Source organism: Paenibacillus sp. EPM92, from assembly GCF_016586185.1.
Lineage (GTDB): Bacteria > Bacillota > Bacilli > Paenibacillales > NBRC-103111 > Paenibacillus_G > Paenibacillus_G validus.
On record NZ_BCPS01000082.1, the window covers coordinates 1 to 18442 of the forward strand.

An 18442-nucleotide genomic window follows, 5' to 3' on the forward strand; every position below is an offset into this window, starting at 1 on the left:
CACCTGTGGCTCCCGTTGCTCCTGTCGCTCCCGTGGCTCCCGTGGCTCCTGTGGCTCCCGTTGCTCCTGTCGCTCCCGTGGCTCCTGTTGCGCCTGTCGCACCAGTCGCTCCCGTTGCTCCAGTGGCTCCCGTTGCCCCCGTTGCGCCTGTGGCTCCCGTCGCACCTGTCGCTCCCGTGGCTCCCGTCGCTCCTGTGGCTCCCGTTGCGCCTGTCGCTCCGCTGACCACCAGAGCTTCAACATCGTCTACCAGTACGTCAGCTGTTCCTGCTTGCGGCAGCGCATTAATCGTGATCAACGCTTGTGTTGTGCCTGCGGGTGCCGGAGTCGTCACATTGTAAACTTCGAGCCAAGTATCATCCGTCGCCGCGTCTGGAAGCCGGGAGGAGATGTTATTCACGATCAGGCCAATACCGAGGAAATTAAATGCACTATCATAATATGCAACACTCGTACTGACGATTGGGTTCGGCAAGTCGCCGATCTTGGCCACCGAAAACAGCAGCTCTAATTTTTCTCCCGCCGTAATTGGAATGAATTGGGATATAAAAGAGTTTGATCCTCCGCCATTTAACTGCGCACTGAAAAAACCGGAATGACTGTGTTCGCTGTTGATAGACGCGTTCAGCGAAAGCCAAGGGTCCAGCGTTCCCGTTTCAAATCCGCCGTTCACAACAACATTGTTTAACGGCAATTTAACTCACCTCCAGTTCATTTAAGTCGATTCACATATGTTGCCTTGAACCAACTTAATTTACGGTATGTCACCACAATGAGAATGGAGTCGGCGTATGCCAAAGGACAAACATCCATTCTTACTCTATTGTTTAGTAGATTTGTAGAAAAATAGAGCCCCATTTGACTCCAAGTAACTATTTTTTGGTTCTATTAACACTATATATAAGATTTAAAAAAGAGAGGAAAGGCTGCTTACCAGCCCTTCCTCTGATTCCTTGCCTTCATTGCTTCATCATGAGACACATCGGCAAGTGCCCGTCCACTGTCTATCCTTTATAAATGGTACCCGTGAAACTTCTTTCCCCAAAGTTGCTGTTTGCCAAATTCACTCCTGGACCCGTACTGGCTATTATAAAGAAAGTGTACGTATAAGTTCCTGGCGGCGGATCATCTACCCATGTAATCGTACTTATCTGTTGAAAAAAACCTTGAATGGTAATACCGCCACTAAGGAAATAAACTACATCATCAATTTCATTAGTAAGAATGGTTACGCCTCTCCTAAAGAAGATGTTAAATCCATAGATAAGGGTGGAATTAGCCGATTGCTCAAAAACTCCTGAAACATTCCCGTCCAGTTTTATTTTTTGACCTGGACCTAATGTGGCGATCAGTGTTAGAGTTACGTTATTTTGGACATCAAACGGAATAATATCTGTAAACTGCTGGTTTAAAATTTGTGTTACTACACCTGTCGCACCTGTAGGTCCTGTGGCTCCTGTTGCTCCCGTTACGCCTTCGCTCCCGTGGCTCCTGTTGCTCCCGTAGCCCCCGTGGCTCCCGTTACGCCCGTCGCTCCTGTCGCTCCCCCTGCACCTGTGACCACCAGAGCCTCGACATCGTCTACCAGTACGTCAGCCGTTCCGGCTTGCGGCAGCGCATTAATCGCGATCAACGCTTGCGTCGTGCCTGCAGGTGCCGGAGTCGTCACATTGTACACTTCGAGCCAAGTATCGTCCGTCGCCGCATCCGGAAGACGGGAGGAAATGTTATTCACAATCAAACCGGTCCCCAGAAAGTTAAATAAGGCGTAGTATGAAACCGAGGTACTGACGATCGGGTTCGGCAGGGCGCCAAGTTTGGCCAACGAAAACAACAGCTCCAGATTATCCCCCGCCGTGATCGGAACGAATTGGACGATGAACGAGTTTAAGCCTCCTCCATTCAGCTGCGCACTGAAGAACCCGGAATGGCTGTTAGCGCTGTTAATAGACGCGTTCAGCGATAGCCAATGGACCAGCGACCCGGTTTCGAACCCCCCGTTTACTACAATATTGTTTAGCGGCAACTTTGCTCACCTCCATATTTTTAGCCGATACAAGTAGATTAACTTGAACCCACTTCATATAAAGTATGTCGCATAGATGAAGCCGGAGGACAACTATACATTTCCATTCATTTGGTAATAGTTTCATAGATTATACGGAACAGTGACGTCTTCTAACCCTCGAAAAAAGGGCATGCACCGAGCAATGAATGGGCGATGCATATGGCACGTGTAACTTCTTGAAATGACGAAAGGCTCATATACTGAGAAAAGTACGACTATGGAAAATGGAGTGATTTTAGTGGCACAACGTTACTTGAAGCTGGCTGCGATTTATTTTACGGTGGGGGTCCTGCTCGGTATGGTGATGGGCATCATTCACGATTTCAGGCTGACCTCGGTTCACGCTCACTTTAACTTGCTCGGCTGGGTCTCGATGGCTTTATTCGGTCTTATCTATCATTTCTATCCGGGTGCGGGGCAAACCAAATTAGCCAAAACACACTTCTGGCTCCACAATATCGGCCTCCCGATCATGCAGATCAGCATCGCTTTGCAAATTACGACCGAAAATATGGCATTCCTGCCCATCACGATCGTGAGTTCACTGTTGGTCGTCATCGGCGTTATCCTGTTCACGATCAACTTGTTTCAACAGGTCCGTCCAACCCCTGCCCCGTAAAGGATAAGCACTTCGTAAGCTTAATGGGCACCTGGCTCCTCGCGGACAAGTTTTCGGTCTAACACTCCATAAGCTGCATATCATGTAAGAAATGCACTGGCTAACATGATGCCGAGGAGGAGGCCGTCAATTGTACAGGAAACCGGATCCGGTCCCCATTGAGGAAACATCCATTTGGCTGTGCGGCGAAGAGAGCTGCACCGGTTGGATGAGACAAAACTTCACGTTTGAAAAAAGTCCCGTCTGTCCATTTTGCAATTCGGATATGGTACAAGGCACGAGACAACTCCCTGTTCTGATTAATAAGTCGCCTGTTCTGATTAATAAGTCGATAGAAGCGTAATTTCCTATGCAAAAAGACTGCCCGAGAGGCAGTCTTTTTGCATGCAGGGGTATCCGAACGAAGAAGAGGCCCTGTAAACGGTCGAACGGGTTTGGGATTCGGGAGAGCCTGTCGGCATTCCCTTATCCTACTCCGCCGCTTGCGCCAAATGCTCTTTACAAAACGCATCCACGAGCGCAATCTCATCGTCTTCCATCTCAAACTCCAGATAACGTTCCGTCGTTCGCTCGAAAATTTCGTATTTGACAATTCCGCTGCTGTCTTCTTCGACTTTATAAATGACCCGAATATACAGGCCCTGTTCGGAGTACAATTCGTCATCCTCGGGCACCTCGATATCCAGGACGAACTCGTACCGCTTGCCCGCTAATATTCCATAAGGGTCCTTGACCAATTCCACTTCATATCCGGTAACCGTTAACATTGCTTCATTCCGCCTTCTGTTTCTAAAGTTAGTAAACGTGTGATTCTTTCATTATAGGAAGCTTCCTTGAGAAAAACAAATAAGGCCGGCTTGAAGCAGCAGCCGGCATTGAATAGGTCGTTCTATTTGTTCGGATTTATCGCAACCAGATCTGCAGGGCTCTGCGGAATGATTTCGTACGTTTCGTATTGACTCAAAATGCCTGTAATTTCATAGGTGCCCCCAACTCGAATCTCATGAAGATCAAGCAGACCCTCCATCGCAACCAGCGTAATGACGTTCCCTGCTTCATCCGCGACCGGAATGCGGTAAACGCCATCCGTGGGCCCGGCAGGAAGCTCCTTCAATTGTCCGGGCAGCTTTACCAGCTGTCCTTTCAACGCTTCCGCTCGTCCGGCATGATTCAAATCGGCCATTTGCAGTGAGCTCGGTGCAGGTACGGACTTATTCTTTTGCAGCACCTGAATCGGGGCGGCTGTCGGACGAATCTCCAGAAGGCCTTGGCGGTCGCCAACCACGCCCGTCACCTGAATCCGATTCCCCGCCTTCGCATCGGGACCGCGATAATCATAGATGTGAATGCCTCCGGTTTCGTCTTGAATATGGACCGACCGCTTCCCGCCGCGGATTCGCACCTGATTCTTCACGACGACCCCTTGTACGGTGACGAGCTGACCGGGGAGGTCTTTAGCTTCCATTACGGATACGAGCGGCGCTTCCCCGGTAGACGTACGCAAGACTTCGTTCCGGAATGCCGCGGCAGGCCCGATGCTTCCCGCGATCGCTTCAAACGGGATAGCGGTCAAGCTCAGAAGGATCAGCAGCATGAGGTGAGCAGCGTATTTCTTCAGCCAACGTTTCAATGAGATCCGCCTCCTGAGAGTACTTCAGTCTATAGGTATAGGATAGAAGACGGATGTTAACCGCATACGTGAACTATGTAAACATTTTGTTAAATCAGGCGCTCCAGCAGAAGGCCCCCACAAAGGTGCAAAGCGCGCATCCGGCTCCGCCCCAGCGAATGCCCGAGGCGGCCGCGGCTGCAACGTTTACGACGAGTATACCCCATTTGCGGGAAAACGATTCTAACGGCTTGAATTCCGTTCATCAAACCGTTACTCGGTAAAAGTAGCTTTTACCCGTTTGGATATATGAAAATACATCATCCAGATCCACGATACGATTACCGTCAAGCCCGTATTCGCCGCCAGCTTCATCTCATCGATGCTTTCCTTTTGAACGGCGAACAAATACATAGCGATCATCAAGCTAGCCCCTATATTTACGAGATAATAAGCCTTCATTAAGTTTGGCAGCGTCCGGCTTCTCTTCCACCATTTCGCAATGAGGATCAGATATACAGGAATCGACAGCAGGCTTAACGTATAAGAAAAGTAATAAAGCGGCTTGTTGACCGCAGCATTCGAGTCACTCATAAACAAACTGACAAGCGTTGCCGCCAACGAATAAACAAGGCCTACAGCCGGCAGGCTCAGCCATCCTCTAATGCCGGCAAAGACTCGACTCGTATCCGTTAGCTGCGTTTGGGCCAAATTCCCCGGACTCCCTTCCTGCAAGTCATTTTGGCTTGAAACCATGCTTAGCTCCCCCTGATATTGAGATTTATCGATGTCAAGAAATTTTTCATTAAACTTTTCTAATGAAATTCTAATAGTAGCGGCTCATCCCAGGCGCGAAGGGCTTCGCTCCGACCGCCGGTAATTCATGGAAGTTTAAGATATGGTATCGTTGTTCTTGCGGACAAGCCGTATCCAAACAACAACCTAAAGGGAGGAAATAAGAGATGAACAACACGAAGAAAAACCGTCTCGGTAAAACCTTGGTGGGAGTCAGCCTTAGCCTCTCCCTGTTTTTTTCGGGCAGCATGTTCTTGGCGCCTCAGTCGGCTCAAGCGGCCGTCGCAAGCAATGCTTCCGTAGCGGACAAAGTGATCTCAACGGGTAAACAATATCTCGGGACACGTTATCAATTCGGAGCTAAAGCCGGAAATACCAAAGCCTTTGACTGCTCCTCGTTCACGCAATATGTATTTAAACGAAACGGCATCAACATTCCCCGTTCGTCCAGGGACCAGGCTAAAGCAGGCACCTATGTTCCAAAAAGCAAGTTGAAGCCGGGCGATTTAATCTTCTCGGATACGAACAGAGACGGGGTTATTAATCACGTCAGCATTTATATGGGCGACGGAAAAATACTTCATACGTATAAAGTCGGCGTGGGAGTTACCATTTCCAATTTTAAAGGCAGCATTTGGGACAAGACTTACGTAACAGCACGTCGCGTGATTAAATAAGGGGAATACCTCTAGGCCATTATTTTATTATCTCATAGCTTGACTGCAAACATGCAGAGCTCACGAAGAGCTCTGCTCTTTTTTTATATTCATAGCCTCATCCCCAAGTATATACCTTCATCTATTCGCTGCCGGAACGCGGTTTCCCTGCTCACATCAGAAACATCGCCACGATCGTCGTGACCGCCAAGCCGATCAGCACCGGCTTCAGATTGCGCCGCGCCAGCTCGAAGGGGCTCACGCCGCAAATCGCCGCCGCCGGAATGAGCGCCCACGGAATAAGGGTTCCGCCGCCCACCCAGACAGCCGCCACTTGCCCGAGCGCGGTCAAGGTGGCCGTAGCTGCGGCGCTTGCGCCTGCAAACAGCTGCGCGACCGAGCCAACGAGCGAGATGCCGGAGAACCCGGAGCCGTCCAGACCCGTAATCGCACCCGTAACGGCCAACGTGAGGGCACCAACCGCATCGTTCAACGGAACATTGTGAGCGAGCGCAACGCCAAGGTCGTTGACGATGCCGTACGAGCCTTGGGGAAGGCGGTTGCCGAACAGTTCGGTGAAGGCCGCATCGCCAAGGTAAAAGAAGGCGGCAATCGGAATAACAGGCCCGAACACTTTAAAGCCGAATTGAAACCCTTCGATCAAATACACAGTCGTTTGTTCCAAGCCCCGATTTCGATGAGCCAGCAGCGCCATGACGATCAGAATGAGCACCGCCGTACCGCCGATGAGTGCGGTTGCATCTCCGCCTTGCAGGCGGAGCAAGATCATCGCTGCAAGGTCCGCCGCAAATAACAGCGGAATGAGTACCGCCAGCCATTGCTTAACGCGCAGCGGAAGCGCAACCGTACCGGCTGCGGGTATACCTTCCGCTCCGTTGAGGCTATCCGGAGCGGAGCCGCCCGTCACGAGTCCGTCCCGCCACGTGCCGTTCTTCATATCGCGGCGCATCATCCAGTAGGCCGTGACGGTCGTTACAAGCCCCATCATGACTACAAGCGGAATGCTTGCTTCCATGACCGCCGTTACCGGCAAACCGGCCGCATCGGCCGTTAGCTTGGGCGCGCCCTGAATGATATAATCGCCGGAAAGCGCGATGCCGTGCCCGAACAGGTTCATCGCGATCGCAGCGCCCAGCGCCGGCAATCCGACCCGGACAGCAACGGGCAGCAGCACCGCGCCGATCAGCGCAACAGCAGGCGACGGCCAGAAGAAGAAGGACGTGACCATCATAATCAGACCGATCCCCCAGAACGCTAAGGCCGGCGTACGCAAAAATCGGGTCAGCGGCGCGACCATCATCTCGTTCACGCCGGTTTGGATCAACACCCTGCTCATCGCCACGATGATGGAAATAATGAAAATGGTGCCGATCAATTCCTTCGTGGCATAAATAAAGCTGTTAAAAATACCGGCTACGGAGCCGCTTAAGGTTTCCGTCGCCAGCAGGCCGAGCGTCAAAATCCCGACCACGCAAATCATGGCCGTGTCGCGTCTCATAATAAGTAGCGCCATGATGAAAACGATAAACGCGAGGTACACGCCATGCAGAGGAACCAGTTGAATATCCACTCGAAACCACCCTCCCGCCTTGACTCGTGAAGTCCTACATCCTATGCAGGCGATGGGATAGGCGTTCGCGGAGGGAGGAGCCGATAACGGAAAGTACGTGCATCCGTCCCGGCATACTGTTAAGATGTGATCATAAGAGCAGCATACTACCCGAGATCGAGGAGGATTTACCGTGGAGTTCCGTTTGGAAAGAATCGAAAACAAGGTGGAGTTTTTTCAAGCGTACGACTTGAAATCGCTGGAGCGTCAAATCGACCAGCAAATTGAAAACAACAAAGCGCTCATGTTGGACGTATTTGCCGTTCAGCACCACACCGTATTTGATCCCAATGCGGGCAAGTTGTCGTACAGCGCCGTCGTTCATTTTAAGGCGAAGTAAAGCGGCAGGACGCGTCCCAAGCGGCCAGGCTGCGCAAATCCGGACCTGCACCGGCGGCGAAAGCCGGCCGCCGCTCTCCGACTCTGTACGATAGCATTAAGACTAAATTCCGTTCCTTTCTACATTTTGGAACAACTTTCTACAAATCTTTACAATTCTATTACATAATAGTATGATAAGCTCATATAAACGACTGGATCTAGGAAATAAGACACGAAAAGGCACACTGTACGAAAGTGCAGGCCGCAAAGCTACAGGGGCTTCACGAAACGGGAGTTTCGTATGCCAGCCAGCTTCCGAACGCTCGGCTCTGGTACCTGGCGCGGAGACCGGTGATGGCTGGTCTCTTTTTTATGTATTCAATCAACAATCAGGAGGGCATTAGCATGGCAAACGGTAATCGAACTCAGCGCAGACAGAAGTTCCTCATTATTTTCACCCCCGGCATCGGGCTTATGAACCGCTTCAAATATGCCAGTAAGTTTTTATTAATCGGACTGCTTGTGCTCGTACCGCTCAGCATCTTCTTGTATTTGCAATTGTCCGCGTCCGCCAAAGAAATCGCTCTCACCGAGCAAAAGCAGGTCGGTCTGGAGTACGTGAGCCGGTTAAACGACTTTCTGATCGCGGTCGATGTTCACCGCGCATTGATTGTCGGTTCCATACACGGCGATAAAGATTTGAAGTCCCAATTAGCTGCCAATGAGGAAGCCCTGAATCAAATCGTGGCCGGGCTGAACGAATTGGATGGCCGGTTAGGCGAGAGCTTGAATTCGACGGAACAATGGAAAGCTCTTCAATCGAAATGGTCGGAACTGAAAGGCAGGGGCGTCAGCCTCACGGGTCAAGATGCATTGGACCAATACGGTGCCATCTTGACGGATACCCGGGCGATCATCACGCGAATCGCCAATGCGTCGCATCTCGTGCTCGATTCCCAGCTAGACAGCTATTATTTAATGGACTCGACAGTCCGCCAATTCCCCACTCTGATGGATCGCGTCGGACGAGCACGTGCTCTGGCCGTTCATTACGCGGGGGCGAAAACGCCGATTTTCACCGCGGAAGAACGAACCCTGACATCGCTGCTGGACCAAATCCGCACGTCGATGGACAACGTTAAAGGCAACCTTGAATCGCTCCGAACGGAGAACGAGATGCTGAGCTTCGAACTTCTCGATGCTTGGCAGGAGCATAACCAGCTCGTTCTCCAACTGAATCGCTGGATAAACAATCAGATCATCATACCTAAACAAGTAGATCAGACTCCCAAAGCGGTATTCGATGACCTGTCTAATCTCGTCAAGCAAACTCAAATTCATTACGACACCGAGCTGAAGGCTTATGAGCATCTGCTGCAGACGAAGCTAACTGGCTTACATCAGAAGAATACGCTGCTCGTCTTGTTGGGTCTGCTCATCACGCTCGCCTTGCTCTATATTTTTATAAGCTTTTATTTGTCAGTCAAACGAGCCGTCTCCGCGTTGGAGCAAACGGCCACGGAAGTGACAAACGGCAATCTCACCTCGCGGGTACAGCTTCAAACCCGGGACGAGCTTGCCATTGTGGGCAACTCGTTCAATCAGATGACCGAGGCGTTCCGCAACGCCATTCAGACGAGCATTACCGTATCGGAACGGGTGGCGGTCTCCGCCCAGTCGTTGACGCAAAGCGCTTCCCAGTCGACCGAGACCAGCAATCGGATCACGGATGCCATTCAGGAAGTTGCCCAGGGTGCGAATACGCAGCTGAAGGGCGCGGAAGAAACGTCCACAGCCATGGAAGAAATGGCTCAGGGCGTACAGCGGATCGCCGAGACGTCTTCCAGTGTCTCCGAAGCCGCAACGCAAACGTCCCAGCTTGCGCAGAAAGGGAACGACGCTGTCCGCAAGGCTGTCAAGCAGATGGAAAATATTCACAAGCACGTCGACACTTCCGCCAAGGTCATTGAGGAGCTGGGCGCACGATCGCAAGAAATCGGCAGCATCAGCAGCTTGATTACGGACGTCGCCATCCAAACGAATTTGCTGGCGCTTAACGCCTCTATTGAAGCCGCTAGAGCCGGCGAACACGGGGCCGGGTTTATGGTGGTCGCTTCCGAGGTGAAGAAGCTGGCAGAACAAACGAAGACGGCCGCCGCTCAAATTAGCGAGCTGATTCAACACATTCAAGGGCAAACGAAGGATGCGTCCGTACATATGAACGAAGGCGTACTTGAAACGAAACGAGGTCAAGAGGTCATCAAGCAAACCGGTGACGCGTTCGAACAGATCATGAGCGCGGTCGAGCATGTGGCCCATCAAATTCAAGAAGTATCGGCGGCCGCGGAGCAAATGTCGGCCGGTACGCAGCAGGTGACCGCCTCCATGGGCGAAATCGTCAGCATTTCCCGCGTATCCGCCGACAATGCGCTGCAGGTGTCCTCATCGTCGCAGGAGCAGCTTGCGACCATGCAGGAAATTCATGCATCCGCCGAGGCGCTGCATGCTTCGGCGCAGGAGCTTCAGCAGGTAATTCGAAGGTATACGGTCGTATAAACCGCCATCATGGCTTTAGCCGGGCTTTTTCAAGAGTCGATCTCTTGGAAAGTCCGGCTTTTTCTATACCGCATGACCCAAGCTGTCGATTTCGTTTGCGTTTGGGGGATCCCAAAAACAACAAAGAAGATCGCACCCGCACGAACCGTATTGGCTTCATGGGTTGCGATCTTCTGTTGTTTGGACGGCTGCGATGGCTGCACCCTCCCTCATTCGTAAACAACGGTGTGAAACGGTTTGTTTGTATTGACCGGGGATAACGGATAAAAGTTCGACTCATTGCATTGAAAGCAAACGTTCGTGTGACAATCTGCAAGCTGCTCCACCGATTGTCCGCACTTCTCACAGCATTTGGGCTCGAGCGTCTCTAGAAACCGGGTTGATTTCATCATCATAAAACCCTCCACTATCATATAATATTTTGATCTGATGTGTTTTATTATATAACAGTATTCGAAACAGTTCAAGACTTTTATTCATTATTATATAACATTCGTGAAAGGTGTATGCGTCTTAACCAAAGAAGCACCGGCCGATTGCGCCTTCGCGCATCGGCCAGTGCTTCCTTATCGATGAAACTCCAGGGACGGCGGCCTTACAAAATGCGCGCCGTTACCATCGTTCTCGCCACTCGAATCCCATTGCTTCTTATTTCCAGATCCATTTTGCAAAATCTGCGGCTTAGCTCAACGATCGTCGGTATGATTTCGATCACATCGTCAATTTGCAAAGGCACCAGAAAATAACTGGAGGAGCTGTCGATGATCAAATCCCCCTTCTTCTGCTCCTGTACCGTTCTGTAAGCGGCCCTGATGATGACGGTCGACAAGACGCCTTCCGAGACCAGGCCCTCAAAATTCGTCATCTGCGGGGTCACCGTCCCCTTGAAGAACAGCTTGCCGTCCTTGTCGCGCAATTCTTCAAATCCGGACCAAATTTGTACCTCATACGTTTCCGCATTTTGCGGCTGCTTCTGCATGTATTGCATCGCTTTCATGACATCTTTACGGCTGATGACGCCGATCATGCGCCGCTCTGCATCAATAACCGGCAGCAGCTCAATGCCTTCCCACACCATCGTATGACCGGCGGAAGCGACGGACGTTCGCGCGCTGATGACAAGCGGATGGTGCGTCATTAAATTGCCGATCGTTTCGGAAGGCTTGGCCCCCAGGATATCTTTCGTCGTCACCATGCCCACCGGTCTCATCTCTTCATCCACGACCGGATAACGGGTATGGGTCGTTTCCACGACCAGCTCCTGCATCTCTTCCACCGTATTGGTCGGCCGCAAGGAATAGACCGGGGAATCCTTGCGGATGATGTCCTCGACGACCATAATTTGCTTCTTGATCAACCGGTCCTCGATCGCCCGGTTAATCATCGTCGCCACGGTGAACGTATCGAAAGTCGTACCGATGATCGGCAGTTCCAGATCGTCGGCAAGCTTCTTGACCTCCGGAGTCGTATCGAATCCGCCCGTAATCAAGACCCCCGCGCCTTGACCGAGCGCGCACATATGGGCTTGTACACGATTGCCGACGATCAGCAGGTTGCCGGCTTCAATATATTTAAGCATCGCTTCGAGCTGCATGGCGCCGATGACGAACTTGTTCAAAGACTTCTGGATGCCCGCCGCTCCGCCCAGCACGACCCCTTCCACCACATTGACGATTTCTTCGAACGTCAGCTTATCGATGTGGGGCTCCTCTTTCTTCTCTACGCGGATCGTGCCGATCCGGCGTTTCGTACTGACCAATCCGCTGTTCTCCGCCTCCTTGATAGCCCGATAAGCGGTTCCTTCGCTGACATCCAGTTCTTGAGCGATTTTCCGTACGGACAGCTTCGTGCCCACACTCAACGACTCGATGTATTTCGTAATTTGCTCATGCTTCGTATTGAGCTCCGAATGGCCCAGGTTCATGTTCCGCACCCCACCGAACTGTACTATAATATTTAGACAATTATAGTATACTTGGCGCAAAAAGAACAGCATCCCCAAAAGGATGCTGTTCGGATGCTGTTCTGTTAATCTAAATACCGGTAGCCTTGCAGCGTCAAAAAATCTTCAAACTCCGGCGAGACGGTCATCTGCGTGAATAGCGCGGAGGCCACGTCGAATTTCCGGGTGCGGAGCGTATCTTCGCCCAGCTCGGCTTCGATACGCGCCAGCTCTTCGTATTGAATTTGGCGGAACAGATCTGCCGTCAGCTTGCGGCCGTCCTCCAGCACCCCTTTCGGATGATGAATCCACTGCCACAGCTGGGCTCTGGATATTTCGGCCGTCGCCACGTCTTCCATCAGATTGTGGATGGGAACGGCTCCATATCCGCGCAGCCATGCTTCCAAATACAGCAGGCCAACGCTCACGTTCGTACGAACGCCCTTCTCCGTAATCGGGCCTAAAGGCACCTCAAGCAGATCCTTCGCGGCGATCCGGATATCCGTCAGTTGGCGGTCCACTTGATTCTCCGACGGCATATGCTCGTCGAACACCTCTTGGGCGACCGGAACGAGCCCCGGATGCGCAACCCATGTTCCGTCGTGGCCGTTCCTGACTTCCCGCAATTTGTCCGCGCGCACTTTATGCATCGCCTCTTCGTTTGCCTGCGGATCGTTCTTCACCGGAATTTGCGCAGCCATGCCGCCGATGCAGTGCGCCCCCCGTTTATGGCAGGTCTGGATGGCCAACAGCGAATAGGATCGCATGAAAGGCGTCTCCATCGTAACAAGACCGCGGTCGGGCAAAATGACGTCGGGCTGTTTGCGCAGTTTTTTGATGTAACTGAAAATATAATCCCACCGGCCGCAATTCAAGCCTGCGCTGTGCTCCCGCAATTCATACAAAATCTCGTCCATCTCGAAAGCCGCTAAAATCGTCTCGATCAGCACCGTAGCCTTGATCGTGCCCTGAGGGATGCCGAGCGCATCCTGGGCATGGACGAATACGTCGTTCCACAGCCGGGCTTCCCGATGGCTCTCCATTTTCGGCAAATAAAAGTAAGGTCCGCTGCCCTTTTGCAGCAAAGCTCTCGCATTATGAAAGAAGAAAAGTCCGAAATCGAGCAATGCAGCGGAAATGGGCTTGCCGTCCACTTGAATATGCTTCTCTTCGAGATGCCATCCGCGGGGGCGCACCTTGAGAGTCGCCGCTTTGTCGTTCAACCGGTATTCTTTTCCGTCCGGATTTCTATACCGGATCGTACCGTTGACCGCATCCCGCAAGTTGACCTGACCGTCCATCGAGTTGTCCCATGTCGGCGAATTGGCATCCTCAAAATCGGCCATATACACATAAGCTCCGGAGTTAAACGCATTGATGACCATCTTCCGGTCACCGGCCGGGCCCGTTATTTCGACGCGTCGATCCTGTAAATCCGCAGGGACCGGAGCAATGCTCCAGTCGCCTTCCCGAACCGATGCCGTCTCCGGCAAAAAGTCGGGTCGTTCTCCGGCATCGATACGAGCCTGCCGGACGTCGCGCTCGCGCAGAAGTTCTTGCCGCCTCCCGCCGAACTTGCGTTCCAATTCGGCCACGAACTCAAGCGCTTCCGCCGAAAGGATATGTTCCCGTTCAGGGCTGGAAACCTCGCCCGTTATTTGTATGCCTGTCGGCAGCGTCTTACCGGCCATCCGATTCCTCTCCTTCTTGGGTCGACTGTCCTCAATGGGTAAACTGCTCTTGCTCGGTCGAGCCTTCAAGCGCTGTGGTAGACGAGGTACCGCCCGCAATCACTTGCGACACCTCGTCGAAGTAACCCGTTCCTACTTCGCGCTGGTGACGGGTCGCTTCATACCCGCGAGCCTCGCTGGAAAATTCGGCTTGCTGAAACTCGGAGTATGCAGCCATTCCACGATCCTTATAGTCGTATGCCAGCTCAAACATGCTGTGATTCAGGGCGTGGAAGCCGGCCAGCGTTACGAACTGGAACTTATAGCCCATTTTCCCTAACTCACGTTGGAACCTGGCCGTCGTGGCATCATCGAGCTTCTTCTTCCAGTTGAAGGACGGGGAGCAGTTGTAAGCGAGTAATTTGCCTGGAAATTTCGCATGAATCGCCTCGGCAAACCGGCGCGCTTCCTCCAGATTCGGCTCGGACGTCTCGCACCAGATCATGTCGGCGTAAGGCGCATAGGCAAGACCGCGGGAAATGGCTTGGTCCAAGCCGTCGTTTACATAGTAGAAGCCTTCCGGCGAACGCTCGCCTGTCAGGAAAGGACGATCGTTCTCATCGATATCGCTTGTCAACAGGCGAGCGGCATTCGCATCCGTTCTGGCGATCAATACCGTTTCTACGCCCAGGACGTCGGCTGCCAGCCGTGCGGCGATCAGGTTTCGAACGGCCTGCTGCGTCGGCAGCAGCACTTTACCGCCCAAGTGGCCGCATTTCTTCTCCGAGGATAACTGATCCTCGAAATGAACGGCCGACGCCCCCGCTTCGATCATTCCCTTCATCAGCTCGAACACGTTGAGCGGTCCGCCGAAGCCGGCCTCGGCGTCCGCCACGATCGGCAGAAAGAAGTCGATGCTGCTTTGGCCTTCGGAATGTTGAATCTGGTCGGCCCGCTGCAGCGCTTGATTGATGCGCTTCACGACTTGCGGAACGCTGTTAGCCGGATACAAGCTTTGATCTGGGTACATGTGACCGGACAAATTCGCATCGGCAGCTACCTGCCAACCGCTCAAATAAACCGCCTTAAGTCCGGCTTTCGCTTGCTGTACGGCTTGGTTGCCCGTGAGCGCACCGAGAGCAGGAACGAAATCTTCCGAGTTGACCAGCTCCCAAAACTTCTTGGCCCCCCGAGCCGCCAACGTATGCTCAACCAAGACAGATCCGCGAAGACGAAGCACATCTTCAACCGAATAAGGCCGTGTAATCCCTTCATACCGTTTGGAGCTCCAGCTTGCCTGCAATTGTTCCTGTTGTTGTTGTCGATCACTCATCGTTATCAATCTCCTTTAATATTGTAGTTACATCGATTCCTCTAAATAACCGCTGCCTTCGCAGGTGGGGCAGGTGGCAGGCCAAGCTCCCCGCTCCCGGTCCGCTCCGTAATGTTTCTCTTCATTCAAACCTGAAGCTCCACTCCCGGCGCTGCTCTCCAATTCTCCGTTACCGTGACATCTCGGACAGTCCATTGTCGTTCTCCCCTCCTCCAATGTATTAATACAGTTTTTAATTTCATATATATTTTATATCACAATACTTACCATTGTGCAATACTGTTTTTTTATTATTAATCTGTTTTATAACAATTAACTTTACATCCTGTCTTTTGTCCATCAAGCGTATCGCCCGAATAGCCCGTTTGCTTTCCTTGAGGAAAGCAAACGGGCTTTTCTTTGATCATCCACCTCGTTCCAGGTCATGCGGCGTGCGGTTTCGTAAGACGGACAACCTCACCCGGCCTCCAGCAGCAAAGAATGATACATGGTTAAAAAAACCGGGGAAAGCGGGTAAAAAAACCGTTTCCTCACAGGTGCAATCTGCTTGAAGCGCGTTCGGACTTCCGTGCGACGCCAGGTTCTCCAGTTCTTCACTGCCTTGACATCCTGATCTTTCCATGGAAACAACCTCCCGTATTAATGTTATAAAACATTTAAATTATTTTATATAAATATATAACAATAATTATTTATGTTCAATACTGTTTTATTAAAATAAACTGTGTTATATATTAAATTTTCATCTGAAGTTTTTTCCCGCTGCTGCTCACGGGGTATGCGCTATTGACCGCATTGCTTCTCTGGAGCGAGGTTCGGCCTCTGGTTCAACTGAAAAAAACCGTATACGCAGCGTATACGGGTGTGGCTTTGCTATTAATCACCTATAACATACTCAACCTGTCTTCGCGTGAAGCTTTTACGTCCGGCTTGTGTAGAATTGCTGTTTGTTTCGACTTGCTTTATCCGAGCGCCTCCATGTAGAAAACCGACAAAAACTTTCTGACGTTGATCCGGCATTTCGTTGATTTCACATCGGCTTCCAGCTCATGCATGCGTAAGCGGATCTCCTGGAAATCGAACAGCCGAGGCGCAAAATGCTCGAAGGTCGGATTCGCATAATCCGCCAGCCCCATCGACGACAGATGCGTGAAGGCTTGCAGCACCATGCGGCGAATTCGCTGCTCCATCGCGCGCACCTCGCGCTGCACGACCGGGTCGTCTTCCTTGTGACCGTGCAGTTTGTGCAGCACCTGGATGTAAATTTCCTTGAGCTGCAGCTCGAACAGCAGCTCCTCCCCCCGTTCGTCCTGATGCAGCCACTGCATCATCAGCAGCAGGTCCGGGGCCCCGGCTTCCCCGGCGATGCCGAGCTGCAGCAGCATCTGACGAACCTTCTGCTCAAGCTTGTTTTGCTCGTAGGTGCCGTAGCCGAGGCCCGATTCGCTCCTGCCGCCTCCGGGCTCCGTCTGTTCTTTGCCCTTCTCATCCAGCAGCTGCAGCGACTTGCGTATCGAATGGAGCGATACCGCGAGCGTAATATGATTGGCCACCCGCTTCAAGACCGACAGCACTTCCAGGCGGTTGATCGGCTTCTGGATGAACGTATCGATGCCCTGCTGGTAAGCCTCCCCGATCATTTCTTTGTTTTCCACCTGGGAAATCATAATAAACCGGCCGGCAAATCCCCCCGACTGCAATTTCCGGATCGTTCGAATGCCGTCCAGTCCTGGGAGCAGCAGATCGATCAGGACGACATCTATCCCGTATAGCTGATCCGCCGAAACGTGAAGACCATCCTCCGCCTGACCCGCAATCTCTCCCAGCCCGCTTTCGTTAATGATGCGCTCGAGCATTCTTCGTACGACCGCATCGTCTTCAATCAGGTAGAAACGGAGCATGCGACCACCTCCTTACTGAGCAATTGATCGATAGGAATCCTTACCTCGAAACGCGTCCCTCTGGAGCTCGGGAGCAGCCTTAGCGTTCCGTTCAAGCTATGTACAATCCCGAGCGCATGCGTCAGCCCGATTCCCGTCGAGGCATTCCCTTCCGTATCGTATTTCGTCGTGTATCCGGATTGAAACACCCATTCCTGCTCCTCCTGCGGGATGCCGGGACCGGTATCGGCAACGAGAAATACGAGATCCCGCCCGTCCACATGAACAGCAAGCTCGATCCGGCCCGCATGCCCGATAGCCTCCACGGCGTTGGCGACCAGATTGTTCAATACCGACAGCAGCGCATAAATTTGCGACGTGACCAATGGAATGCCGCACGATTCATGAAAAGCGATCGGCTTGCCTAACATTTCCGCATACTTCCGGTTCGTGCGAATGACCAGGCCGCACAGTTCCATGACGGTGATTCGGGAAGCCAGCTCCTCTTGATGCATCAGCTTGGATAAGCCTGCCAAGATCCGCTGCGAGTCTTTCTTGACTTCATGCACATTTTCCGTAACGTGCAGGGCTGTAGAAGCGTCCTGATGATCCGTCTCGCACAACCGCTTATACAACTGATAGCTTTTACGCGTAATTTCCTCGAGGTGGGCCATCGATTTGCGCAAATAAAAGGTTTCTTCATAGAGATTCGTATTAATCATCCGAAGCCGTTCCAATTCCTGCTGACGAACCTTGCCTACGGCGCGCAATTGGCGAATGGAGAAATTGTTATACAGCCCTACAACGAACATGCTGCGCAGGGACGCGAAAAGCAGCAGAAGCGAGATGCTTTGCCAGGTCGGCGAGATATGATCGCCCAGCGAGTAGCGGACCAGCAGTTCGACCATGTTGGAAGTAAAATCGACCGCCGTGCCGATTAACCCGACCCGAAACGGAAATTCCAGGTGCCGTCGCGCCCGGCTCATATGGATCAACAGCGTAAAACTGACGTAATAAACGGCCGACGGCAAGTGGGCTTGTAAACTGTCCGTATAGGCGATACCGTAAAAAAATTGATCGAAACTGAGACGAAAGCACAAGATGAACGCGCCGGTCAGCAAGCCGGTGGGGATAACGGGAACGGAACGAAACCACAGTAAGCCGAAGAAGAAGGCGGCGATGCCTAACGAGAACCGGAACGAGCCTCCGAACGGATTTACTTTCATTTCCCCGAAGAACGCCGTCGCGAACATAATGATGGTTAAGATGGCAAGTCGCTCGCGCACATGCTCCCTCTTTTCGATAAAAAATAAGACCCCCATTCCTATATTACTAAGAAATGGCGATCTTTAACACCAATGAA

The 18442-nt window shown here is 52.1% G+C and carries 18 protein-coding genes and 1 riboswitch; of the genes, 5 read left to right on the plus strand and 13 right to left on the minus strand.

Annotated features, from left to right (window positions below; genetic code table 11):
• Both JMF85_RS21105 and JMF85_RS28180 read right to left on the minus strand, forming a co-directional pair.
• Nucleotides 1-694, minus strand: a 694-nt coding sequence (locus JMF85_RS21105; protein WP_201318849.1) for an NTTRR-F1 domain, incomplete at its 3' end; no start/stop codon positions are given.
• A 774-nt stretch (nt 695-1468) separates the two neighbouring features.
• Nucleotides 1469-2026 (minus strand): NTTRR-F1 domain, encoded by a 558-nt coding sequence (locus JMF85_RS28180; RefSeq protein WP_174817567.1) that lies wholly within the window; start codon nt 2024-2026, stop codon nt 1469-1471.
• A gap of 280 nt (nt 2027-2306) precedes the next feature.
• Here JMF85_RS28180 and JMF85_RS21115 point away from each other — a divergent pair, with 280 nt between their 5' ends.
• Together JMF85_RS21115 and JMF85_RS21120 are read left to right on the plus strand one after the other, a co-directional pair.
• Nucleotides 2307-2687, plus strand: coding sequence for a cytochrome-c oxidase (locus JMF85_RS21115; protein ID WP_141334055.1), 381 nt, complete (start codon nt 2307-2309; stop codon nt 2685-2687).
• Nucleotides 2688-2817: 130 nt separating this feature from the next.
• On the plus strand, nt 2818-3030 hold the full coding sequence (locus tag JMF85_RS21120) for a cold-shock protein (protein ID WP_201318850.1): 213 nt from the start codon (nt 2818-2820) through the stop codon (nt 3028-3030).
• A 127-nt stretch (nt 3031-3157) separates the two neighbouring features.
• On the opposite strand, the gene JMF85_RS21125 is transcribed toward JMF85_RS21120, so the two are convergent.
• The 3 genes from JMF85_RS21125 to JMF85_RS21140 all read right to left on the minus strand — a co-directional run bounded on the left by JMF85_RS21125 (nt 3158) and on the right by JMF85_RS21140 (nt 5052).
• Nucleotides 3158-3454 carry a DUF6509 family protein gene (locus tag JMF85_RS21125; RefSeq protein ID WP_054797261.1) on the minus strand — a complete coding sequence of 99 codons (297 nt, stop codon included), beginning with the start codon at nt 3452-3454 and terminating at the stop codon, nt 3158-3160.
• Between the two features lie 122 nt (nt 3455-3576).
• The gene (locus tag JMF85_RS21130; RefSeq protein WP_201318851.1) at nt 3577-4317 is read right to left on the minus strand and encodes a hypothetical protein; all 741 of its coding nucleotides are present in this window, start codon (nt 4315-4317) and stop codon (nt 3577-3579) included.
• A 252-nt stretch (nt 4318-4569) separates the two neighbouring features.
• A complete protein-coding gene (locus tag JMF85_RS21140) occupies nt 4570-5052 on the minus strand; it encodes a DUF2569 family protein (protein ID WP_201318853.1) in 483 nt (160 codons plus the stop codon).
• A 206-nt stretch (nt 5053-5258) separates the two neighbouring features.
• Between JMF85_RS21140 and JMF85_RS21145 the strand changes: the two genes are divergently transcribed.
• Complete coding sequence (locus JMF85_RS21145) at nt 5259-5768, plus strand: C40 family peptidase (RefSeq protein WP_127606362.1); 510 nt, start codon at nt 5259-5261, stop codon at nt 5766-5768.
• A 151-nt stretch (nt 5769-5919) separates the two neighbouring features.
• On the opposite strand, the gene JMF85_RS21150 is transcribed toward JMF85_RS21145, so the two are convergent.
• Nucleotides 5920-7338 carry a hypothetical protein gene (locus JMF85_RS21150; protein WP_201318854.1) on the minus strand — a complete coding sequence of 473 codons (1419 nt, stop codon included), beginning with the start codon at nt 7336-7338 and terminating at the stop codon, nt 5920-5922.
• Nucleotides 7339-7510: 172 nt separating this feature from the next.
• Here JMF85_RS21150 and JMF85_RS21155 point away from each other — a divergent pair, with 172 nt between their 5' ends.
• A complete protein-coding gene (locus tag JMF85_RS21155; RefSeq protein WP_127606364.1) occupies nt 7511-7717 on the plus strand; it encodes a YrzA family protein in 207 nt (68 codons plus the stop codon).
• 210 nt (nt 7718-7927) lie between these two features.
• Nucleotides 7928-8018, plus strand: a riboswitch (cyclic di-GMP riboswitch).
• Between the two features lie 85 nt (nt 8019-8103).
• Nucleotides 8104-10254 carry a methyl-accepting chemotaxis protein gene (locus JMF85_RS21160; protein ID WP_201318855.1) on the plus strand — a complete coding sequence of 717 codons (2151 nt, stop codon included), beginning with the start codon at nt 8104-8106 and terminating at the stop codon, nt 10252-10254.
• A 209-nt stretch (nt 10255-10463) separates the two neighbouring features.
• Here JMF85_RS21160 and yhfH read toward each other — a convergent pair whose 3' ends face one another.
• From yhfH to JMF85_RS21195, 7 genes are all read right to left on the minus strand, one after another.
• Nucleotides 10464-10646, minus strand: a complete 183-nt coding sequence (gene yhfH / locus JMF85_RS21165) for a protein YhfH (protein WP_164751762.1) — start codon at nt 10644-10646, stop codon at nt 10464-10466.
• A 203-nt stretch (nt 10647-10849) separates the two neighbouring features.
• Entirely contained in the window at nt 10850-12178 is a 1329-nt protein-coding gene (locus JMF85_RS21170) for a DRTGG domain-containing protein (protein WP_127606370.1), read from the minus strand.
• Nucleotides 12179-12282: 104 nt separating this feature from the next.
• The gene (aceB, locus tag JMF85_RS21175) at nt 12283-13887 is read right to left on the minus strand and encodes a malate synthase A (RefSeq protein WP_127606372.1); all 1605 of its coding nucleotides are present in this window, start codon (nt 13885-13887) and stop codon (nt 12283-12285) included.
• 31 nt (nt 13888-13918) lie between these two features.
• The gene (aceA, locus tag JMF85_RS21180; RefSeq protein WP_201318856.1) at nt 13919-15199 is read right to left on the minus strand and encodes an isocitrate lyase; all 1281 of its coding nucleotides are present in this window, start codon (nt 15197-15199) and stop codon (nt 13919-13921) included.
• A 27-nt stretch (nt 15200-15226) separates the two neighbouring features.
• Nucleotides 15227-15394 (minus strand): hypothetical protein, encoded by a 168-nt coding sequence (locus tag JMF85_RS21185; protein WP_155614220.1) that lies wholly within the window; start codon nt 15392-15394, stop codon nt 15227-15229.
• A 767-nt stretch (nt 15395-16161) separates the two neighbouring features.
• On the minus strand, nt 16162-17100 hold the full coding sequence (locus JMF85_RS21190) for a response regulator (RefSeq protein WP_054797256.1): 939 nt from the start codon (nt 17098-17100) through the stop codon (nt 16162-16164).
• The gene (locus JMF85_RS21195) at nt 17082-18365 is read right to left on the minus strand and encodes a sensor histidine kinase (protein WP_127606376.1); all 1284 of its coding nucleotides are present in this window, start codon (nt 18363-18365) and stop codon (nt 17082-17084) included. The genes JMF85_RS21190 and JMF85_RS21195 overlap by 19 nt, the downstream gene beginning before the upstream one ends.
• Between the last annotated feature and the right edge of the window lie 77 nt (nt 18366-18442).